This window comes from Streptomyces sp. NPDC107546 (assembly GCF_055639175.1).
The window spans coordinates 49,331-69,611 of the sequence record NZ_JBVKBA010000033.1 but is presented as its reverse complement, the minus strand read 5'-3'; the positions used below and the strand labels follow the sequence as shown (position 1 = coordinate 69,611).

The following is a 20,281-nucleotide window of genomic DNA, read 5'->3' as shown; positions in this document are numbered from 1 at the left end:
CCTCATCGGACAGCACAACTTCGACGGCACGAGGACCCCGAGACATGAAAACAGACTACAGACTTAAGCCTGCAATTTCAGGCGCATCACACTAGTGACCTGAGTCGGAGATTCTCTGGCAGTAAAGGGCCGTCCCGCAACTGATCTTGGTCTGAAGGTGGTTGGTCAGGGCTGGATCCTGGGAACCACTGGGGCGCTCAGCCGCCACGGTCGCGTCGTTCTCCTGGACTGTTCGGTTTGATCACTTGGTGTTCAAGGCGGCCCAGGATACGACGGGTGGCGGGCGGATCCGCCTGGGGAAATGAGCGGCAGGGTCCCCCTGGTACGCGGTACCTTGCGTCGATGTCAGAGATCAAGAAGTTCCAAGTCACCTTTGACTGCGCAGAACCTGAGCGCCTTGCTCGCTTCTGGTGCGAAGTGTTGGGGTACGTCATGCCGCCGCCACCTGAGGGGTTCACCACCTGGGACGATTTCAACCGCACCCTGCCTCCTGAGAAGCAGGGATCATGGTTCGCCTGCAGTGATCCCTCAGGCGTGGGCCCGCGCCTTTACTTCCAGCGCGTCCCTGAAGGCAAGATCGTCAAGAATCGGGTGCATCTCGACGTCCGGGTCGGCACCGGGCTCGTGGGGAGCGAGCGCCTCGCCACGCTCGAAGCCGAGTGTGCACGACTGGTCGCGCTTGGTGCGACCCACGTGCAAACGCTGTATGCAGATGAGGAAAACGAGTCGTGCATCCCGATGCTGGACATCGAGGGCAACGAGTTCTGCCTCGACTGAACATCCTTCGAGCCGGGGAGGTGGGGAGCCACCTCCCTTGGGCCTCTCTGGTCTCATATGGGGCGGGAGTTACCCCGCGAGGGCGAGGTTGTGCAGCCGGGCGATGCCGAGCATGGCGGTGTGAACGCCATCGCCTTTCAGACGGCAGTCACGAAGGATCTTCCATGCCTTCATCCGCGCGAAGACGTGTTCGACGCGGGCCCGGACCTTGCGGTGGGAGGTGTTGTGCTCCTCTTTCCAAGCTGGCAATTCGGTCTGGCCGCCTTCACGGCGGTGCGGAATGAGCAGGCCGGTGCCCCGATAGCCGCCGTCCGCGATGACCGTGGCCCGGCCGACGGCGGCCTTCGCACCGGAGAGTTCCCACGCCTTGCAATCGTTGCGGTTGCCGGGCAGCGGCCGGCCGACGGCGACGACGAGTTGGGAGTCGGCGTCGATGACGACCTGGTGGTTGGTGGAGTACCGGTAGTTCTTCGACTGCTCAGCGATGGTGTGGTCGCGGGTCGGGACCAGGGTGCCGTCCACGATCAGCACGGCGTCCTTGCGGAACCTTCTGCGTTTCTGGAGCGCGAGCGACGGCCCAAGGTGGTCGATGACACGGTTGGCGGCCGACTTCGACGCCCCGAACAGCGGGGCCAGCTGGCGCAGGGTGAGATTCGAGCGCCAGTACCCGGCAATCAGCAGCACCCGGTCCTCCAGCGGCAGGCTCCACGGTCGGCCCTTGCGACCGGATCTACACCCTCACGCCGCAACGCGGTGATGAGCTTGCCGAACTGACGTGGGCTCAGCCCGGTGAACGGAGCTATCCAGGAGGGCTCCGACGCCGTGATCACACCAGACACCAAAAGATCATCTCACCCGTGACCAGCAGGTACGGGACAGCCTTTAGGCTGTGGTGGCCGCAGTGTGGTAGAACTCGGCCGCGGTGACGCCGGCGGGAACGCCGAGTTCGGCGGCGACCGCGGTGATCGCCTTGTCGCCGACAGCGAGGTCGGCCTGGCCGTCCGTGCTGAAGTACGGCGCGATGAACGTGTCGTAGTGGGCTCGGGCTTCTTCCGCGGTCTGTCCGCCGAGGAATGTCTGCATGTGGCGCACCGTGGTGTCGGGGTCGTCGTGGATCACCTGAAGGGCGCGCCGGTGGGCTCGTACGACGGCCTGGACCGCGGGGTCGTCGGGTGGGATGTAGGTGGGGTCGACCGCCACGCCCACGGTGGGAATCTGGAAGTGGTCGCCGACCCAGGCCAGCACGTTCCAGCCGTGCTCGGCGGCCACCGCCTCCGGTGCCATGGTGCTGCCGACGTAGGCGGCGTCGATGCTGCCGTCGTTGAGCCGGCGCAGGTCCATGCCGTAGTCGCCGGGCGAGCGGACGATGGTCTTCACGTCGCGGTCCGGGTCGAGGCCGGCCTTTCGCAGCACGATCCGGGCGAATGCGCCGGGCGGGGTGTGCGGGGCGTGGACCGCCAGCCGCCGCCCGGCCAGGTCGGCCAGGGAGGTCAGGCCGGGGCGGGCGAGGAACCAGAACAGCGGGCGTTGGGTGTTGACACTGAGTGCGACCCACGGGGTGCCGTCGGTCAGTCGTGACAGCAGTGCCCGGCCGAGCCCGATGGTGGCGCAGCGGCGCAGCCGTTCCACGTCCCAGGTGCAGCCGTCGCGTAGCGCGACGTGGACACCCTCCTCGGCGTAGTAGTCCTGCTGGTCGGCGATGTAGGCGGCGAGTTCTTCGTGTAGGCCCCGTCCGACGTAGGCCAGGTCGATCGTGTGCATGAACGTCTTTCCTTGATCGTTTAAGGAGGCGGCCGCGTGTGCGGAGGTCAGCGGGGCGTCAGTACATGGCCATGCCGCCATTGACCGCGGCCGTGGTACCGGTCATGAAGGAGTTGTCCTCGGCGGCGTAGAAGGCGACCGCTTGGGCGACGTCGGCCGGGTGGGCCAGGCGGCCCAAGGGGGTGGCGGCCACCTGCCGCTGCCTCGTCGCGTCGTCGAGCACGGCATCGGCGGTGCGGGACTCCACCGGGCCGGGCGAGACGACGTTGACCGTGATGCCCTGCGGGCCGAGTTCCTGGGCGAGATACCGCGCGAACTGCTCGAGTGCGGCCTTGGAAACGCCCAGCGCGATCATGCCCGCCCGAGGCAGGCGGCTGAGTCCGGTGCCGATGTAGATGAGGCGTCCCCACCCTCGTTCGGTCATCGTGGGCAGTACGGCTTTGGTGACGGCGAACGCCGCGTGCATCTCGGCGTCGATCTTGCCGCCCAGTTCTTCCCACGTCATGTCCTGGAACGGCTTGACCGCATACGGGATGAGCGCGTTGTGCACGAGCACGTCGATGCCGCCCCAAGCCGCCTGGACCTGTCCGACCATGCTGTCGACGGCCGCCTCCTCGCGCACGTCGGCCTGCACGGCCATGGCCTGGCCGCCTGCGGCCTCGATGTCGGCCACGACCTCCTCGGCCGCCTTGGTGTTGCGGAGGTAGTTGACCACCACGCGCATTCCTCGCGCGGCCAGGAGTCGCGCCGTGGCCGCGCCGATTCCGCTGCTGGCCCCCGTCACCAATGCCACCCTGCCGGCTTTCCCGGTCATGGGCCCTCCTCCTGCTCGTCGTCGCGGGCCGTCCGGATGACCGCCCGGTGTTGTTCGTCGTCGATGCCCTGGCCTGTCGGGCGGATCGCCCCGTACAGCACGGTGTCGACGGTCGCCCGCAGCAGATCGGCCGCGGTCCAGTCCAGATCGCGCGGCAACTCCGACATGAGCAGCCGCTCCAACGCGCCGCGGGTGATCTCACTCAGCAACTCGGGCGGCGCCGGCAGCAAACCCTGCTGGTGTCCCTCCCGGAACAGCTCGTCGAGCCGCCGGTAGACCACCGCGTCCACACGCTGCTCCACGTACTGGCGCAGCATCGCGTCGCCCCGCCCCGTCGCGAGCTGAGGCGCGCCGATCCGCCCGAGCTCACTGCCCGCCGCGATCAGGAACCGCTGCACCCGCACAGCGAACGGCTGCCCTTCCGCCTCCTCGGTCGCCGCCTCCAACGTGCGCTCCACTGCGGCGAACTGGCGGTCCAGCACCGCGGCCAGCAGGCTGCGCTTGTCCGGGAAATGACGGTAGATCGTCTTCTTGCTCATCCCGAGCTCACGAGCGAGATCGTCCATGCTCACCCGCGCGAAACCTGACCCGAAGAACAGCCGGCCGGCCGCCTCCACGATCACGTCCGCACGCCGTTCGTCACTGGGGGAAACTGAAGGAACTGAATTAGTTTCCATAGTTTCCATCGTTGCCCTCGGTCCCTGCGCTGTCAAGGCATGCCGTGCGGCCGCAGTGCCTGCCGTGCAAGCCCAGCCGGGGCGCGCGCTACCCGGCGGTGGCAAGGCCGATGAGCAGCAGGGCGATGTCGTCCGTACGGGGCGCGGTCTGCCGTGCATGGTCGATCAGGGTCGTGGCGAGCCGGTCCATGGGCTGGGTCGAGGCCCGGGCGAGCTGGGTGGCGAGCCCTGACATGGCGTCGTCCATGTCGACCCCGGGAGTCTCGACGAGGCCGTCGGTGTACAGGGCGAGGACGGTGCCGGGGGTCAGCGGGATCTCGGTGGCGGGATAGTCCGCGTCGGGGTCGATGCCGAGCAGCACGCCGGGTCGGAGCGGAAGGACCTCGGCGTGGCCGTCCGGGCGACGCAGAACGGGCGGGGGATGGCCGGCGGTGGCGAGGACGGCTCGGCGGTGTGCGAGGTCGAGATGGGCGTAGAGGCAACTGACGAAGCGGCCCGGGTCCATGGCGACCAGCTGGCGGTTGGCCTGGGCGAGGGCCTGTGACGGCGTGGCCCCCGAGGCGGCGTGCGAGCGGATGGCGGGGCGCACCCGGCCCATGAGCGCGGCGGCGTTGACGTTGTGGCCCTGGACGTCTCCGATGACCGCGGCGGCGGTGCTGTCGTCGACCCGGACCAGGTCGTAGAAGTCGCCGCCGATGTCCATGCCGCGGACGCTGGGCAGATAGCGGGCCGCCACATCCAATCCGGGAAGGTTGGGCAGCGAGTCGGGGAGCAGGGCCGCCTGCAGGGTCTTGGCGAGTTCGTTGCTGGTGTCGTACAGGCGGGCACGTTCCAGCGCCTGCGCGATCAGTCCCGCGAGCGCGATGAAGACGACCCGCTGCTGGTCGGGAAAGGGGTGGGGCCGGTCGAAGGCGAACACGCACGAGCCCACCGGACGCCCGGAGGCGATCAGCGGCAGAAACGCCCAGGCATGCAGACCCTTCTGGTGTGGGGCGGGCGGGTAGGCCCGGGACAGCTCGTCGAAGGAGGCGAAGAAGCTGGGCACGCCGGTGGCGAGGACCCGGACCGCGGGGGCCGGGTGGGTCAGCGGCACCCCGTCGAAGTGCTGGAGCAGCGAGGGGTTGTAGCCCCTGCGGCCGATGACCCGCATTCTGCCGTCCTCGGCCGCGAGCAGGGCGACGGTCCGGGCTCCGAACGCCGGCAGCATCTCCTCGGTGACGAGATCGACCACGTCTGAGACGCCCACGGTTTCGGAGAGGGCAGCGGCCAGGTGCAGTACCCGGTAGACCTCGCCTAGGCGGATCGGCTCGCCCTGGAACGTTTCCGTCCTGGTGGGCGCCGGCTGCGAATCTCCGCCCGGACCGGTCGGCGATATGCGGACGCTCACCCCCGAGTCGTCGGGGTAGAGCTCGAACGCGAGCCACTGGTCCGGTGGGTGCATGGCGGTGTAATAGCCGGGCTTCCGGCTGACCACGGTGGCGCGGAAGTGGTCCTCGAAGGCCGGGTCGGTGCTCCAGGGCAAGGACTGCCAGGGACGCGTGCCGATCAGATCGTCGGGGCTGCTCGCGCCCAGCAGGGCGGCGGCGGTGGCGCTGACGTAGGTGAACCTGCCCTCGAGGTCGAGGGAGCAACTGCCCCAGGGCAGCCGCTCGACGAGGTCGGCTGCGGCGAGCGCCTCGGCCGGCCCCCGCTTGCGGGCGGGCGGCTGCACCAGGGTGCGGGGTGTGGGTCCCGGACCGACGGCATGGCCAGTGCCGGCGGCGTCGCGCAGGAACCGTCCCAGACGCCGACCGGCGGCACGGACCCGTTCAGGGCTCGGGCCGTCGGCACGGGTGGAGCCGGCGCCGGGCCAGAACAGCAGCAGTGCGCCCCAGACCGTGGTGCCGGTGAGGAGCGGTGCCGCGGCCACCGCATGGTAGTAGGGCAGGGCGATCGCCGTGCGCGGGTAGCGACGGGCGAGCTCCTCCGGGTCGCCGAGCCAGACGAGCCGCCGCTCGCGCACCGCATCGGTCACGGGAAAGCGGCTCGACAGAGGGACCCCGAACCAGGGCGCGAGATACTCCGCCGGCATCCCTGCGGTCACCTCCAGCCGCAGGGTCTGCCCGTCGGACGCCAGCAGGAAGACCGCTCCCGCGTGTACGCCCGTGTCGCGCACGGCGAGCTCCAGCAGCCGGTCCAGCTCGGCACGGCGCAGCGACCCGGCGATGGGCGAAGGGGGGCGGGGCCCATCGGGCTGCGCCGTGCCGCCTTCCCGCATGGCGCACATACCAGTACCGTACGTCCGCACCTGCCGACCCCGCGCGGAAGCCGCTGCCGATCCCGGTCACGGACGCTGTTCCCCACGACGGTCTGCTCGTCCCGTGCGTGTCAGCGTTCGAGGACGAGGGCGAGTCCCTGGCCCACGCCGATGCAGAGGGTGGCCACGCCGGTGCCGGTGCCGCGGCGGGCGAGCTGGTGGGCGACGGTGCCGGCTAGGCGGGCGCCGGAGAAGCCGAGGGCGTGGCCGAGCGCGATCGCGCCGCCCTGCGGGTTGAGGATCGCCGTGTCGAACTCGGGCCACTCGGCGAGGCAGCCGAGGACCTGGGCGGCGAAGGCCTCGTTCAGCTCCAGTACGTCGAGGTCGGCGAAGGTCCCGCCGGCTTTGGCCAGGGCCCGGCTGACGGCTTCGACGGGGGCGAGGCCGAAGTAGTCGGGGTCGATCGCGGACACTCCGGTCGCACAGACGCGGGACAGCGGCTCGCGGCCGATGGCCTTCACGCCCTCCTCGTCGGCCGGCAGCAGGGCGGCGGCTCCGTCGTTGAGCGGGGAGGCGTTACCAGCCGTCACTGTGCCGTCTTTGGTACGGAAGGCCGGCTTCAGCTTCGCCATCGCGGCGAGGGAGGCGTCGGGGCGTACGCACTCGTCGGCCGCGAACAGCTGGGGGTCCCCCTTTGCGCTGCGGGACGGGGAAGGCCGCCAACTCGGCTTCGAACAGGCCCTCTTCCTGGGCGGCGGCGGCCTTCTGGTGGCTGTGCAGGGCGAACCCGTCCTGCTGCTCTCGGCTGATCCCGTGCTTTTCGGCGATCAGCTCAGCCGACTCCCCCAGAGGGATGGTCCATTGCGGGTTCATCACCGGGTTCACCATCCGCCAGCCCAGCGTGGTGGAGTACAGCTCGGCGTGGGCCGCCGGGAACGGCCTGTCGTTCTTGGGCAGCACGTAGGGGGCGCGGGTCATGGACTCGACGCCGCCGGCGATGGCGATGGAGGCGTCACCGACGGCGATGGCGCGAGCGGCCTGGATCACGGCTTCGAGTCCGGAGGCGCACAGCCGGTTGACCGTCGCCCCGGGCACGCTGGTGGGCAGGCCGGCGAGCAGCGCCGCCATGCGGGCGACGTTGCGGTTCTGACCAGTTCCTCCACCTCCGCGATCGTGACCTTGCCGGCGATGGCCCCGGTTGAAGTTGCGGGCGGACTTGCGGAACACCAGGTTCCCGTGCCGGTCGCCCTTCGCGGCCCGCACCAGTGCGAAATCGGTGCGGATGCCGTGCTCAAGCATGTAGTCGATGCCGTCGAAGTCCCGCATCTCCTTGGCCGGCGAGGCCAGCGCGACCCCGCCGGAGCCGTCGTAGCGCCGGGGCAGTCCGCCCTCGGCGACCTGCGTGCCCACCCCGGCCGGGGTGTGGAACGCGGGAATGCCGGCACCCCCGGCGCGCAGCCGTTCGGCGAGCGTGCCCTGCGGGATCAGCTCCACCTCCAGCTCCCCGGCCAGGTACTGGCGCGCGAATTCCTTGTTCGCCCCGACATACGATCCCGTCACCCGTCCGATCCGGCCCGCCGAGAGCAGTACAGCCAGGCCCGAATCCATTGCCCCGCAGTTGTTCGAGACGACCGACAACCCGCCGACGCCCCGCTCGTACAGTGCCTGGATCAGCACGTTCGGCACGCCACTCAACCCGAACCCACCCACGGCCAACGACGCGTCATCCGGCACATCCGCCACGGCCTCCAGGGTCGTATTGACCAATTTATCGACATGCTTCGGACCCTCGAATGCTCGCGTGAATTTTGGAGACCTGATTCCACGCTCCGAGGCCACGGTGCACTTGGCCATCCCGCAGATCGGCGATATTGACTGCGATCCCAGGATTGTGTTGCCGGCCTTTGTTGTACCGAACCGGTATTTCACGTCCTTGCGGGAATGAGATGCTGACGTGACAGGCGGGTCACCCCATACGCCACCAGGGCGAGCCCGAATACCTGCAGGGTCAGCCACCAGCCACCACGGAGCCTTTCCCCGTAGAGCGTGACACCGAGAGCCAGGCTCACCAGTGTGTCGCCGAGGGTCAGGGCCGGCTGGGAGGCGACCAGTGGTCCGGACTGCATGGCGTTCTCCAGTAGGAACAGGGCGCACACGCCGAGAGCGGCGAACGCATACGTCTGCCATGCGGCGAAGAAGGCACTCATACCCTGGCGGCTGAGGACGACGGTCGAGGACTTCATGAGCGCGGCAGTGAGGGAGTAGGAGACGGCAGCGGCCGACCCCAGGCATGCGGCGCGACCAGGGCCGTTGGGCAGCTTGACCGCGACGCTGCACAGCACCGCCACGGCGAGCAGGCAGCAGGTTCCCACCGCCGTCCAGCGGGCCGCAGGGGCCCGGAGAGCGCCACCGGTCGGCGCTGCCGCGAACAGCGCCAGGCCAAGGCCGACGGCGATACTGCCTACGGGCAGCCAGCCGGCCCTGGGCAACGGGCGCCCGAAGACGACGCTCGCGAGCAGCAGCACGAACGGCAACTCCAGCATGAAGAGCGGCTGCACGATCGCCAGTGCACCGGTGGCCAGCGCGGCGCCCTGGAACATCGCCGAGAGGACGACCCCGCCTATGCCGAGCAGCCAGACCGGGGTGCGCAGCAGGTCCCACATGAGGCCGATGCGCAGAGCGTCGGACTGCGGGACGAGGGTGGCGGCCCGGCGCTGCATCACCGTTCCCAGAGCGTTGGTTGCAGCTGCGAGGAGAGCGAAGATCGGCGACAGCACGGCCAGCATCGTTGTCTCCTGTCGGCGAGTGCATTGATCGATGATCTATCGCTCTGTTGGTTCAGGGCCCTGCGAGAAGATCTCGAGCCCTCCGGCCCGGGGCTGTCCCGGACGCCGGGTCGGAGGGCTGTCAATGGGTGTGCAATGCGCTCCTGGAGCACCGATGGCCCCTGCGTGCATCCCGTCTGCCGCCGTAGTCCCGGGTGACCTCGATCACCAGCCGTGGTGAGGACTCGCGCAGTACTGTGCCGACGGCTGTCTGCGCGATGTCGGCGATCTCTCGAGTGGCGGCTTCCCGGGGTGGGGGCGACGGCCGGATCTCAGCCGTGGATCAGGTGCGTGCCGGACTGCCGGCACCTGGCCTGGGAAACGCACGAAAAGTGCCCGGATTCCTGGGTTTGCGCGCTCTCTTGCGTGAACCCTCGCCGCCCGTCAATGCGGACCCATCGGACGTCCTTTCGGTGATTTCGACAGGAATATGCTGCCTGGCAGACTTCCGGATCCACCATCCCAGTTCCTGGGCACCCCCGGCATCCCGCAGATGGGTGATATCCGTCGAGAGCCAGAAGCCCGCGCGCGGCGCCTGTCCCACGAACAAGGTATTTCACCGCCGGCGCTCGTTATCCCTCGCGGATTCCGTTGACCCCCGTCATTCAAGCATCGAGAGTCTTGTTTCCAAGCAGACGGCGGGACTGGGGAAATACTCATGAAGACATTCGTGCATCGGGGACAGATCACCAAGGTGGTCTTCGGCAGCGGTACACGCAGCCGTATCCCTGAAGAGGCTGATGCCCTCGGATGCCGTCGGGTGCTCATCCTGTGCACACCCGGTCAAGCGGGCCAGGCAGCGGAGGTACACGACGTACTGGGTACGGTGGCGGTGGGAACCTTCACGGAAGCTGCTCCGCACACCCCCGTCGAGGTCACGCAGAAGGCGGTCGCATATGCCAGGACCGTGGGAGCGGACTCGGTCCTCGCCATCGGCGGTGGCTCGACGATCGGCCTCGGCAAGGCGATCGCCCTGCGGACCGGGCTGCCACAGCTGGCGCTGCCCACCACGTACGCCGGCTCGGAGATGACGCCGATCCTCGGAGAGACCGAAGGGCTCCGGAAGACGACCCGCCGACTGCCGGAAGTGCTGCCGAAGACCGTGGTGTACGACGTCGACCTGACGTTCACGTTTCCCGCGGCGGCATCGGTGGTCAGCGGCATCAACGCGATGGCGCACGCCGTGGAGGCCCTCTACGCACAGGACCGGGACCCGCTCGCCTTCCTGATGGCCGGTGAAGCGCTCGAATCCCTCATCCGCTCCCTCCCGGTCGTCGCACAACGTCCGGACGACCGCGAGGCGCGGGCCGACGCCCTGCACGGGGCGTGGCTGGCCGGCACGTGCCTGGGCACGGTGGGCATGGCCCTGCATCACAAGGTGTGCCATGTGCTGGGCGGTACGTTCGGGCTTCCGCACGCGGAAACCCACGCTGTCGTCCTGCCGCACGTGGTCGCCTACAACGCACCGGCGGCGCCCGAGGCCATGGCACGCATCGCGAAGGCGCTGTCGGCGGTTGATGCCGCGAGCGGTCTCTTCGACTTCGCGGGAAGGCTCGGCGTCCCCCGGGCACTGCGGGACCTCGGCATGCCGGAATCGGGCATCGAGCAGGCGGCCGAACTCATCGTGCGGGACGGCTACTGGAACCCGCGACCGGTCGAACGGATGGCGGTACGCGCCCTCCTGGCCCGCGCCTGGGCAGGGCAGCAGCCGTGCACATCACCAGGCGACGGACATCTCCGGACCATGTCCGCGACCCACCACCCAACCACCACGGGAGCGCGTCATGCGTGATCTGACCAGTGACACCATCACCGAGGCCGTGATCTCGACCATGCGGAACACCAAGGACTCCCGCGTCGCCGAGATCCTGGAATCACTGGTGCGGCACCTGCACGCCTTCGTCCGCGACGTCGAACTGACGCAGGACGAATGGGTTCGGGGAGTCGACTTCCTGACGCGCACCGGGCAGACGTGCACCCCGACGCGTCAGGAGTTCATCCTGCTGTCCGACGTGCTCGGCGTCACCATGCTGGTCGACGCCCTGACCAACCGACGCCCCAGCCGGGCCACGCAGAACAGCGTGCTGGGCCCGTACTTCCGGGAGGACCGGCCGCAGCAGGCCGACGCCGCCGACATCTCCGGAGGTCTGCCCGGTACCCCGCTGTTCTTCGAGGGACGGGTCGTGGACCACGAGGGAGCGCCGGTCGCAGATGCGGCGGTGGACGTCTGGCACAGCGACTCGGACGGTCACTACGACATGGAGGTACCCGGCTTGGACGAGCCGGCCATGCGCGCGCTGCTCCGTACCGACGGGACAGGGCACTTCGGTTTCCGTTCCATTCGCCCGTCCAGCTACCCGATCCCCGGTGACGGCCCGGTCGGCGAACTCATGAGCGCGACCAGCAGGTCGCTCATGCGTCCCGCCCACGTGCACCTGCTGATCGAGGCTTCGGGATTCCAGCGCGTGACCACCATGCTCTTCCCCTCGGACGACCCGTACCTGGACACCGATCCGGTGTTCGGCGTCAGGCAGTCGCTGATCGAGCGCTACGGCACGTACGCGGCCGACGCCGGGCCCTACCGGGGAACGACCGAGGTCCCGTACACCCTGCTGCGCCACACCTTCGTCCTCGAACCCCTCGTCACGGACTGATCCCCACGGCGCCACCACGACGAGAGCCGGTCATCCACTAGGACGGCCGACGCCGAACACTCCATCACACCGCGGGGTTCGGCCCCGCATTCACGGAGGTCCTCAGATGAGTGAAACCCTCGACAAGGTCTTCGGCTTCCGCGCCACGATGAGCCGGCTCGCCACAGGCGTCAGCGTGATCACCACACGCTCGGGCAGCACGGCCATCGGCATGACGGCGAGCGCCGTCTCCGCGCTGTCCCTCGAGCCGCTCCAACTGATCGTGTGTATCGGCAACCAGCTGTACACGCGAACCGCGATCGCGGAGCACGGTCGCTTCGCCGTCAACGTCCTCGGCGAGGACAGCGAGCACCTCGCGCGGAACTTCGCCGTTTCCAAGCCGGACAAGTTCGCGGGTGTGGAGATCATCGACGACCACGGCGTGCCGGTGCTGAAGGACGCCATCGCGGCTGTCGTGTGCGATGTCGCCGCGGCACTGCCCGGCGGCGATCACACCATCTTCGTGGGCGACGTCCGCCACTTCGAACACCGGGTGGAAGGCCGGCCGCTGCTCCACTTCGGCGGAGACTTCGGCACGCTCAGGCCCCCCTGCTAGCGCTGGTGACAGCGGCCCGACAGAGGCTGCTGTACCCCTGACCCGGACCACTACGGCCCCCGGCGTTCTGCTCCTGCGGGCGAGCCACGGACGCCGGGGGCTCAGCTCGTCCCGACGACTCCATCGAAGGTGCCATGACCAGCTCCGTGCCGACCTTCAAGCTGCGTCCTGCGGACCAGCCCCCGCACCTGCTGACCCGCCCCCGGCTGCTGCGCCGGCGGGACGCGTCGGCCGAGCCCGTGGTGGTGGTCTCCGCGCCGCCGGTGCCGGAAAGACGGTGCTCCTGACCGAGTGGGCGCGAAGTCTCGGAACTCGTGGCGCGTGCGCCTGGCTCAGCCTGGACGCGTACGACAACGCCCCGGGCCGGCTCTCGGCCGGCATCCTGCGGGCATTGCAGCACCTACGACCGGAACTGCCCGACCACCCCCAAAGCGGCGAGTGGACACTCGACGCGTGGCTCGAGGAGATCCTGCCGAGCCTCGTGACCAGACTGGACGGACAGGGACCGCTCGCGCTGATCCTCGACGGAGTGGAATCGATCACGGACGTCGACGCGGTCCGCAGCCTTTCGGACTTCCTGACTGGGCTTCCGCAGGGCTTTCGCGTCGTTCTGTCGACCCGTCACGTACCGGGTGGACCCGTACCGACCCTGCGCGTTCGGGGCGCGGTCGCGGAACTCGACCAGCACGACCTGGCCTTCACCCCCGAGGAGGCGCACGCCGTGCTCACCGATCTGCTCGGGTCCGCTCCGGCCCCGGACATGTCGAGCGCGCTGTACGAGGCGACCGAGGGGTGGGCGGCGGGACTGTGCATCATGGGACGCGCACTGGCCCGCTCGTCGGACGATGCCGACACGAGGGCCGGCCTGGCCCGTGGCAGGCGAGCGGTCACCGAGTACCTGGCCACCGAAGTGCTCGACCGGCTCACCACCGAACAGCGCCGGTTCCTGCTCCGCACCAGTGTGCTCGACGAGCTGAGCGCCGGGCCGTGCCGGGCCCTCGCCGGGGACCGGGCGGGCGTGCTGCTGCGTGAGCTCGCACGGACCGTCCAACTGCTCGTACCCGTCGCCGCCGATTCCTCGGCATACCGGCGTCACCGCGTACTGTCCGCGCTGTTCTGCGACCTTCTCGGATCCGAAGGGCCGGAGACCGCCGTGCCGTTGCACCGATCGGCGGCTCGGTGGTACTCACGGCATGGCGGAGGCGATCGCGGCCGTACGGCACTGGGTGCGGGGCGGTGACGAGGCCGCCGCCGTCGCGTCGATACTCCAGGACTGGGAACAGGCGATCTCGGCAGGCCGCAGCCGGGAGGTCGCGGGGTGGCTGGAGCTCTTGCCGCCCCGCACGGTCGCCGCCGACGCAAGACTGTGCGTGGTGGCGGCGATGGCGGCTCTCTCGAGGGGCGCTCCGGAAACGGCCCGGCGCTGGCTGGACGTGGTCCGGCTCAGGGAGCCGGTAGCGGAGACGGTCGGCGAGGGCAGTACGGTGTCTGATGCGGCAGCCGTCGCCCAGGCCGTGGCCTGCTGGCTCCAGGGGGAGATCCTGACCGGCGACCGCCTCGCCGAAACCGTCTTCGCCAGCACCGTCCCATTGACTTCCTGGCGTGCCCTGGCCTGTACGGCCCGCGGTACCGCTCTGCTGTGGACCTCGCGGTACGAGGAGGCCGAGGCGAGCTGCTCGGCGAGGCGACCCGTGACGCGCATGCCGCCGGGCACCGCCTGACGCTCGTCCGCGCGCCGGGCCAGCGGGCGCTGCGCGCCCTGCTGGCCGGACGCCATGGGCCGGCGCGCATGCTGAGCGACGAAGCCCTGGACGCGTTCCGCGACGGCCGGCCTGCAGCGGCACTTCGTCGCGGCGCCCGCCTACATCGGCAGGGCCGGCCTGCTCCTCGATGAGGGACGGGCCGACGAGGCCGAACGGACCCTGGCCGACGTGGAAGCGGCGCTGGCGGACTCGTCCGGGACCGGCAGCGAACCCCAGATGCACGCCTGGTACCACGTCACACGGGCACGACTTGCCACTGCTCAGCACAACACGGCCGCCGCAGGGGAGGCCCGTGCGGCGGCCGAGCGGGCAGCGGCCCGGTGCGAGTCACCAGGACCACTGACGAAACTGCTCGGGCGAGTCGGCGAGGACACCGTCGTGCCGCTGGTCGTGTCCGGCCCCCAGGAGCTGTCGCTCGGGGAGCGCCGGGTGCTCCGCGCCCTGTGCGGTCCGCTGACACTGCGTGAGATCGCCTCCGAGTTCCATGTGTCCCACAACACCGTCAAGACACAGGTACGGGCGATCTTCCGCAAACTCGGCGCACACGACCGGAGCGCAGCGGTCGCCAGGGCCCGGGAGTGCGGCATGCTCTGACCCGGGCCCCGGCATCCTGCTACGAGGCGTTCTGACGAGAGGCGTCCTGGCGTCGGGCGTAGTCCGCCTGGGCCAGGTACGCGGTCTCCTGCTCCCCGTCGCTGCTCACGCTCTCGATGCCGCAGACCTTGCGTGCGAGGTCCGCCATGCTGCCGGTGGGGGACATCTCCGCACGTTTCATCGTGAGGCTTCGAATAGCCAGCAGGGGTGTGCCGTTGAAGTTCTCGAAGGTGCTGATGCGGTCGCCCCAGTCGGACAGGAACATGTCGCGGATCACGCGGCTGATCTTCAGCCGGTCGTGCGGCCTGCCGACCGGTCCGGTCTGCAACGCCGCTAGCCACGGCCGCAGTTCGGGCCGCTCCCACTGCCCCTCGGTGGGATAGATGAGCGCGGCACGACCGGACAGGTCGATGAGCTCGTGGGTCAGGTCGGTGATGTGCTCGATGTAGTACGCCCGCCCGAAGTCGAACATCAGGACATTCGGCTTGTAGATGCCGCCGGGAGTGAAGAACCCTTCGTCCTCCGAGGCGATCACATGCGCCTTGAGCGTCTGGAGGAAGCCGGCGAACCGGGCGATCCGGGCCTGGACGGGGGGCAGTTGGTAGGTGCCGATGTGCTCGGTGATCAGCAGGGCCAGACCGAGCATCAGCTCGGCCTTCACCATGGCACGCACCAGCGAGTGGTAGTGCAGCCAGTCGAAGACGCGCTGTGGGTACAGCGAGGCGTGCTCGGGGTTGCCGATGTGGAAGACGCGGTTCCAGGGGATGAGTACGTCCTCGAACACGATGATGCTGTCCAACTCGTCACCCTGCGAGGCGAGCGGGTGCTCCACCTCCTCGCCGTCGCGGACGTTGCTCTCGCGGCAGATGATGGTGACCCCGGGGGTGTTGGGCTTCACCGCCCCGTAGATGATCTGCTCCGACACGATGCCGGGGCGGTAGAAGACGCCGATGTGGATCCAGTCCCCGAAGGCCGCGCCGGTGCTGATCGCCTTCACACCCCGCACGGTGATGCCCTCGTCCGAGGTGGCGACCACCCGCAGGGCGGGGGAGTGGGCCTGTGCGGAATCGCGCGAGCGGTCCGCCTGCGGGTCGACGAAGGCCGGCGTCGCGTTGAGGTCGCCGTCCCGCATCACGTTCCAGAAGTCGAGGATCCCCCCGGTGAGGTCCCGCCCGTCGGTCCCGACGGACTGGCTGCTCCAGGGCTCCGGGTCGTCGACGTAGGTCAGCAGGACGTAGTTGTTGACGTCCGGTGTGCGCGGGATCGCACCGCCGCCCAGTTCCCGCTGCACCGTCTCCATGTAGCGCCGCTTGCGCAGCAGATCCTCCTTGGAGCGGTGCTGGAACCATGTCATGGACCGCCGGACACCGTCCTCGTCCACGAACGTCATGACGTCCTCAAGGTCCGGGCGGTGGTGCAGATCGTAGAAGTCGGCGATGCTCCGGGCGTACGCCCTCGTGCTGGGGTGCGTGGCCACGTTGTCGACGAGCTCGTCACCCACCCACACCGTGCGGCCGTCGTTCAGCGCCGCCAGGTATTCCTTGCCTGTACGCACGTCATGTTCCTCTCGGGGGCAACAGATCTGGACGCCCGGAACCATGCGTCGCGACGGGGTGAGCGGACGGCGCGGAACCGACAATCACCCGGGTGAAAGCGCCGGGCACAAGGGAACCGGCGTTGAGGTGGATGTGGCCGTGCGGCATGCTGGGCCCCATGCGCAGCACAGACCCCGCGGGCGACCGGCCCGGTGGGCGTGGGAAGCAGGCCATGAACGGGCTGCGCCTCAGGGGACGCGGCCGCGAGATGGCCGCTGTCCGTGAGGCCCTGGACGCGGTGCGTGGCGGACGGGGCGCCTGCGTCGTCGTGGAAGGCGCACCCGGCGTCGGCAAGAGCCGGCTGCTCGCGGAGCTGGACGACATGGCACGGCGATCCGGGTTCGACGTGGTGTCCGTACGGGCCGACGAGCTCGACCAGTACGCCGCCGGAGCCGCCCTGCAGTCCGCCCTGCAGTCCTCCGACGGTTCCGAACGAGCGGCCACGGCCACCGACGACCAGCGGCTGTGGCTGCTGGACAGCATCACGGACGCTCTGGAGGAGCGTGCCCAGCGAGCCCCGGTGGCCGTGCTGGTGGACGATGCGCAGTGGGCGGACCCTGCCACGCTCCTGGTGCTGCGCACCCTGCCCCGGCGACTGGCGGCCTCGCGGATCCTGTGGGTGCTGGCGGTACGGTCGGAGACCGAGCGGCCGACCGTTGCCAGGGTGCGAGAGGACCTCGAACGCCTCGGAGCCCGGTGGCTGACCCTCGGCCCCCTGCCGCAGCAGGAGCTGCAGCACATCGCGGCCGACGTCCTCGGGGCGAAGCCGTCACCCGGGCTGGCCCGGCTCCTGGGGGGCGTCGCGGGCAATCCGTTCCTGGCGATCGAACTGGTGCGCGCCTTCGTCGACACGGACGCCGTCAAAGTGGAGGCGGGCGTGGCGAGCCTGCTGCACGACGGCATTCCCGTCGGCTTTCGGCGGAGCGTCGCCGCGCGTCTGGAGCGGCTCCCGGAGGATGCCGTGCGCCTGCTCCAGATCGGGTCCGTCCTCGGCCGGGAGTTCGATCTCGGTACGGCCGCCCGCATGCTCGGCAGGCAGGCCGGCAGCCTGCTGTCGGGCGTCGAGGCGGCGCTGAACGCCGGTCTGCTCTCCGGCGACGGCCCGCGACTGGCGTTCCGCCACGACCTCATCCGGCAGGCTGTCCACGAGAATCTTGCACCGGCCGTACGGACCGCTCTGCACCGGGAGGCCGCCGACATTCTGCGGGGCATCGGGGCACGTTCGGCCGAGGTGGCCTGGCACGTCGTCCTGTCGGGCGGCCCGGTCGACGACGACGCCGTGACCACATTGACCACCGCGGTACGGGAACTGTCCTCGTCGGCCCCTGACGCGGCCGCGGACCTCGCTCAGCAGATCGCCGGACTGCTGCCCCTGCACGACCGGCGGCGCATCGCCCTGCTGACCGACGCCGCCGAGTACCTCGGCCGGACCCGCCGGGTGCACCAGGCGCTCGACCTGGTCGACGCCACCCTGTCGGACCGGCTGGAGCCGCTCCAGGAGGCGCGTCTGCGCCTGGTGGCCGCCGAGATCCACCAGGCCGCGGGGGACGACGCCGCCGCGATGACGCATCTCCAGCAGGCTCTGGCCCTTCCCGGGCTGCCGGCCGACCTGCGGGTCCGGCTGCTCAAGACCAAGGCGACGGGCCACGTGTACCTCGGGGACATCACCGCTGCCGAGCAGACCGACACCGGACTGGTCGAGGCCTCCTACCGCAGCAAGGACCCGGCCGTCGTCGTCAGCGCCATGGTGTTCCAGTCGCAGACGTTCTTCTATCGTGGGCGTCTCGCCCGCGCACTCGACCTCGCCGAGGAGGCCACGGCACGCGCCGGCACGGAGTCCGGCGTACTCCACCTGCGGCCTCCGCGGATTCCAGCGCTGTGGCTGGCCACGGTGCTGACCGCCACCGACCGGCTCGCGGACACCGAGCGGGTGCTGCGGGAGGGGCAGCGCGAAGCGGAGGCGCTGGGCCTGGGCTGGTCACTTCCCCACTGGCATGCGAGCCGTGCCTGCGCGCTGTTCGAACAGGGGGCGCTGGACGACGCGGCCGTGGAGGCCGAGTCCAGTCTGATGGTGGCCGACGAACTCGAGATCACCCAGCTGAATCCCCAGGCCCTCTCTGTGCTGGCGTTGGTGGAGATCAGACGCGGTGACCTCGCCAAAGCCAGGGACCAGCTCCGTGCCGCCGAAGCCGGTTCCGGCACGAGTACCCAGAGGTTCGGCCTGTGGGTGTCGCTCGCGCGCGCCTGCCTGGCCGACTCGGAGGGCCGGGACGCCGCAGCGGCGGCGGCGCTGGGCGGCAGCTTCGCGGACGCCGAGCCGACACAGCTGCTTGCGGTGCCGCCGTCCCACTGGCCCGGGATCGCGCGCATGGCACTCCGCGGCGAGGACCTGTCGCTGGCGCAGGCCGTGTCCGGCGCGTTGCGCACCCTCGCCGAACAGGACGACAGCCAGCAGATCATCGGGACCGTCCGTGCCCATGTGGACGGCCTGCTCCACAACGACCGAGGAGCACTTGCGTCCGCCGTCACCGGTTACCAGAGCACCGGCAGGCGGCTGGCCCTGGCCGCGGCCTGCGAGGACCTCGGGGACCTCGTGGCCGCGTCGGGCGACACCACGTCGGCGATCCCGTACTTCGAAGAGGCGGGTGAGCTGGCGTCGGCTTCCGGAGCCCTGCGCGATTACGAACGGATCATGCGGCGCCTCAGACAGTTCGGCGTGCGCACAGCTGCCCCACGGCACCACACGACCGGCGCACCGGGATGGGAGAGCCTGACCGAGTCCGAGCGGAAGCTCATTCCGCTCGTCGTGGAGGGCCTGACCAACCGGGCCATCGCCGACCGGCTCTACGTGTCCGTGCACACCGTCAACACGCACATGAAGCACATCTTCACCAAGCTCGGCATCAACACACGCGTCGAGCTGACCCGGCTGGCGATCGAACGGGGCGGCATCTCCGACGGGGCGCACTGAGCGACGCCTGCGGCGGCGGGGCGCGGCGGCGAGGATCCCGTGAATGGGCGATGCCGGCGCCTGACGTACGGGTGATGCTGGTCGCGACGGCGCCACAGGCACGGCGCCGTCAGCGATCCGATCACAAGCGGACGGCTAAGCCCGGAGACCGACCGGGCCGCGTACCAGGCGCTCGAGAAGGAGTACCGGCGTGGCGGGACTTTCCCCCGTGTCGCGGACGGATGGTCAACCGCGGCCCGCGTCATTCGGCACCGGCACCTGGATATGGGCCGCCTTCCGCCCATGGCGGCTCTAGCTGCGCTGGCCAGCCTGTTGCTCGCGCGGTGCTGTTCCGGTCCCCTCCTGTGGGGGCTCGTCGGGACGACCACGACGGCTGTCTACCTGCTCGCTGCGAGTGCCCAGTTCCTCTGCTTCGCAGTTCGCCAAATCACCTGGATGCCAAAGCCGTACAGTCACCACCGTCTGATCCACTGCCAGGCATCTGCGCTCCGGAACCCCTCCGGTCATCCACGCGTCCGCAGGCCCGGGGGAGGGTCTCCCCCTCCGGGACGGGTTCCGTCGAGCTCCCGGCGGTGTCGCCGATGGCGGTGTGCGCGGGCGGCCATGGCAGCAGGGCGATCAGGGAGTGTGCCCGATGGATGAGGAAGGCGGCGAGCGGCAGTTCGGTGGCCAGGGCAAGGCCCCCCGCCATCCAGACGTCCTCAGTTCCGAGGTCGAGCGAGATGTCGAACCAGGTGTCGCAGATCAGCAGGACCGCTGTGGCGTGCGCGTACAGAATGACCGAACGGCTGCGGCGCCAGGCCAGGAACGCCGTGGACGCCAACGCCATGATGAGCAGCACGTCGAATCCGACCCAGGTCAGGCGCCACTCGTGCACGTGGTGGGACGGCGGCAGCGTCAGACCCAGCATCACGGTCCACGGTATGAGACAGGCGGCGCACGTGGCGAGCAGCTCAGCGGTGTGCCTCCTGCGGCGGTCCGGCGTGAGGCCGCGGCGGCCGGTGTGTTCCTTGGTCACT

At 69.7% G+C, this 20,281-nt stretch carries 16 protein-coding genes and 3 pseudogenes; 9 read left to right on the top strand and 10 right to left on the bottom strand.

Annotation, left to right across the window (positions count from 1 at the left end; genetic code table 11):
• Positions 1-342 precede the first annotated feature (342 nt).
• Positions 343-777, top strand: coding sequence for a VOC family protein (locus ACZ7L1_RS32545; protein ID WP_471442312.1), 435 nt, complete (start codon positions 343-345; stop codon positions 775-777).
• 69 nt (positions 778-846) lie between these two features.
• Here the strand turns inward: ACZ7L1_RS32545 and ACZ7L1_RS32540 are convergent.
• The 8 genes and pseudogenes from ACZ7L1_RS32540 to ACZ7L1_RS32505 all read right to left on the bottom strand — a co-directional run bounded on the left by ACZ7L1_RS32540 (position 847) and on the right by ACZ7L1_RS32505 (position 9,051).
• Positions 847-1,616, bottom strand: a pseudogene (locus ACZ7L1_RS32540) (transposase).
• 43 nt (positions 1,617-1,659) lie between these two features.
• On the bottom strand, positions 1,660-2,538 hold the full coding sequence (locus ACZ7L1_RS32535; RefSeq protein ID WP_471442310.1) for an ABC transporter substrate-binding protein: 879 nt from the start codon (positions 2,536-2,538) through the stop codon (positions 1,660-1,662).
• 58 nt (positions 2,539-2,596) lie between these two features.
• Positions 2,597-3,352 (bottom strand): SDR family NAD(P)-dependent oxidoreductase, encoded by a 756-nt coding sequence (locus tag ACZ7L1_RS32530; protein ID WP_471442308.1) that lies wholly within the window; start codon positions 3,350-3,352, stop codon positions 2,597-2,599.
• Positions 3,349-3,969, bottom strand: a complete 621-nt coding sequence (locus tag ACZ7L1_RS32525; protein ID WP_471442306.1) for a TetR/AcrR family transcriptional regulator — start codon at positions 3,967-3,969, stop codon at positions 3,349-3,351. The genes ACZ7L1_RS32530 and ACZ7L1_RS32525 overlap by 4 nt, the downstream gene beginning before the upstream one ends.
• Positions 3,970-4,117: 148 nt before the next feature.
• On the bottom strand, positions 4,118-6,295 hold the full coding sequence (locus ACZ7L1_RS32520; protein WP_471442303.1) for a GAF domain-containing SpoIIE family protein phosphatase: 2,178 nt from the start codon (positions 6,293-6,295) through the stop codon (positions 4,118-4,120).
• Between the two features lie 101 nt (positions 6,296-6,396).
• Positions 6,397-7,426 (bottom strand): annotated as a pseudogene (locus ACZ7L1_RS32515) (thiolase family protein); the annotation flags it as partial.
• Positions 7,414-8,032, bottom strand: a pseudogene (locus ACZ7L1_RS32510) (CoA transferase subunit A); the annotation flags it as partial. The pseudogenes ACZ7L1_RS32515 and ACZ7L1_RS32510, both read right to left, overlap by 13 nt.
• A 158-nt stretch (positions 8,033-8,190) precedes the next feature.
• Entirely contained in the window at positions 8,191-9,051 is an 861-nt protein-coding gene (locus ACZ7L1_RS32505; protein WP_471442301.1) for a DMT family transporter, read from the bottom strand.
• 697 nt (positions 9,052-9,748) lie between these two features.
• Here ACZ7L1_RS32505 and ACZ7L1_RS32500 point away from each other — a divergent pair.
• From ACZ7L1_RS32500 to ACZ7L1_RS32470, 7 genes are all read left to right on the top strand, one after another.
• Entirely contained in the window at positions 9,749-10,882 is a 1,134-nt protein-coding gene (locus ACZ7L1_RS32500) for a maleylacetate reductase (protein ID WP_471442299.1), read from the top strand.
• Positions 10,875-11,744, top strand: a complete 870-nt coding sequence (locus ACZ7L1_RS32495; RefSeq protein WP_471442297.1) for a dioxygenase family protein — start codon at positions 10,875-10,877, stop codon at positions 11,742-11,744. Before ACZ7L1_RS32500 ends, ACZ7L1_RS32495 begins: the two co-directional genes overlap by 8 nt.
• A 106-nt stretch (positions 11,745-11,850) precedes the next feature.
• Positions 11,851-12,339, top strand: a complete 489-nt coding sequence (locus ACZ7L1_RS32490; protein ID WP_234518359.1) for a flavin reductase family protein — start codon at positions 11,851-11,853, stop codon at positions 12,337-12,339.
• A 134-nt stretch (positions 12,340-12,473) separates the two neighbouring features.
• Positions 12,474-12,626: a hypothetical protein gene (locus ACZ7L1_RS32485; RefSeq protein ID WP_471442295.1), complete on the top strand. Its 153-nt coding sequence runs from the start codon at positions 12,474-12,476 to the stop codon at positions 12,624-12,626.
• The gene (locus ACZ7L1_RS32480; protein WP_471442293.1) at positions 12,617-13,579 is read left to right on the top strand and encodes a winged helix-turn-helix domain-containing protein; all 963 of its coding nucleotides are present in this window, start codon (positions 12,617-12,619) and stop codon (positions 13,577-13,579) included. Before ACZ7L1_RS32485 ends, ACZ7L1_RS32480 begins: the two co-directional genes overlap by 10 nt.
• Positions 13,533-14,060 (top strand): hypothetical protein, encoded by a 528-nt coding sequence (locus ACZ7L1_RS32475; protein ID WP_471442291.1) that lies wholly within the window; start codon positions 13,533-13,535, stop codon positions 14,058-14,060. Before ACZ7L1_RS32480 ends, ACZ7L1_RS32475 begins: the two co-directional genes overlap by 47 nt.
• 210 nt (positions 14,061-14,270) lie before the next feature.
• On the top strand, positions 14,271-14,696 hold the full coding sequence (locus ACZ7L1_RS32470; RefSeq protein WP_471442289.1) for a response regulator transcription factor: 426 nt from the start codon (positions 14,271-14,273) through the stop codon (positions 14,694-14,696).
• Positions 14,697-14,715: 19 nt separating this feature from the next.
• Here ACZ7L1_RS32470 and ACZ7L1_RS32465 read toward each other — a convergent pair whose 3' ends face one another.
• Entirely contained in the window at positions 14,716-16,251 is a 1,536-nt protein-coding gene (locus tag ACZ7L1_RS32465) for a 4-hydroxyphenylacetate 3-hydroxylase family protein (RefSeq protein ID WP_471442288.1), read from the bottom strand.
• Positions 16,252-16,409: 158 nt separating this feature from the next.
• Between ACZ7L1_RS32465 and ACZ7L1_RS32460 the strand changes: the two genes are divergently transcribed.
• Positions 16,410-19,262: a helix-turn-helix transcriptional regulator gene (locus tag ACZ7L1_RS32460; RefSeq protein ID WP_471442286.1), complete on the top strand. Its 2,853-nt coding sequence runs from the start codon at positions 16,410-16,412 to the stop codon at positions 19,260-19,262.
• Positions 19,263-19,689: 427 nt separating this feature from the next.
• Here the strand turns inward: ACZ7L1_RS32460 and ACZ7L1_RS32455 are convergent, their stop codons facing one another.
• Positions 19,690-20,280, bottom strand: coding sequence for a hypothetical protein (locus ACZ7L1_RS32455; protein ID WP_471442284.1), 591 nt, complete (start codon positions 20,278-20,280; stop codon positions 19,690-19,692).
• Between the last annotated feature and the right edge of the window lies 1 nt (position 20,281).

Bases quoted from the DNA above. Each gene is read 5' to 3' on its own strand.
- ACZ7L1_RS32545 (WP_471442312.1), top strand. From the start codon at position 343: ATGTCAGAGATCAAGAAGTTCCAAGTCACCTTTGACTGCGCAGAACCT.
- ACZ7L1_RS32535 (WP_471442310.1), bottom strand. From the start codon at position 2,538: ATGCACACGATCGACCTGGCCTACGTCGGACGGGGCCTACACGAAGAA.
- ACZ7L1_RS32530 (WP_471442308.1), bottom strand. From the start codon at position 3,352: ATGACCGGGAAAGCCGGCAGGGTGGCATTGGTGACGGGGGCCAGCAGC.
- ACZ7L1_RS32520 (WP_471442303.1), bottom strand. From the start codon at position 6,295: ATGTGCGCCATGCGGGAAGGCGGCACGGCGCAGCCCGATGGGCCCCGC.
- ACZ7L1_RS32505 (WP_471442301.1), bottom strand. From the start codon at position 9,051: ATGCTGGCCGTGCTGTCGCCGATCTTCGCTCTCCTCGCAGCTGCAACC.
- ACZ7L1_RS32500 (WP_471442299.1), top strand. From the start codon at position 9,749: ATGAAGACATTCGTGCATCGGGGACAGATCACCAAGGTGGTCTTCGGC.
- ACZ7L1_RS32495 (WP_471442297.1), top strand. From the start codon at position 10,875: ATGCGTGATCTGACCAGTGACACCATCACCGAGGCCGTGATCTCGACC.
- ACZ7L1_RS32490 (WP_234518359.1), top strand. From the start codon at position 11,851: ATGAGTGAAACCCTCGACAAGGTCTTCGGCTTCCGCGCCACGATGAGC.
- ACZ7L1_RS32485 (WP_471442295.1), top strand. From the start codon at position 12,474: ATGACCAGCTCCGTGCCGACCTTCAAGCTGCGTCCTGCGGACCAGCCC.
- ACZ7L1_RS32475 (WP_471442291.1), top strand. From the start codon at position 13,533: ATGGCGGAGGCGATCGCGGCCGTACGGCACTGGGTGCGGGGCGGTGAC.
- ACZ7L1_RS32460 (WP_471442286.1), top strand. From the start codon at position 16,410: ATGCGCAGCACAGACCCCGCGGGCGACCGGCCCGGTGGGCGTGGGAAG.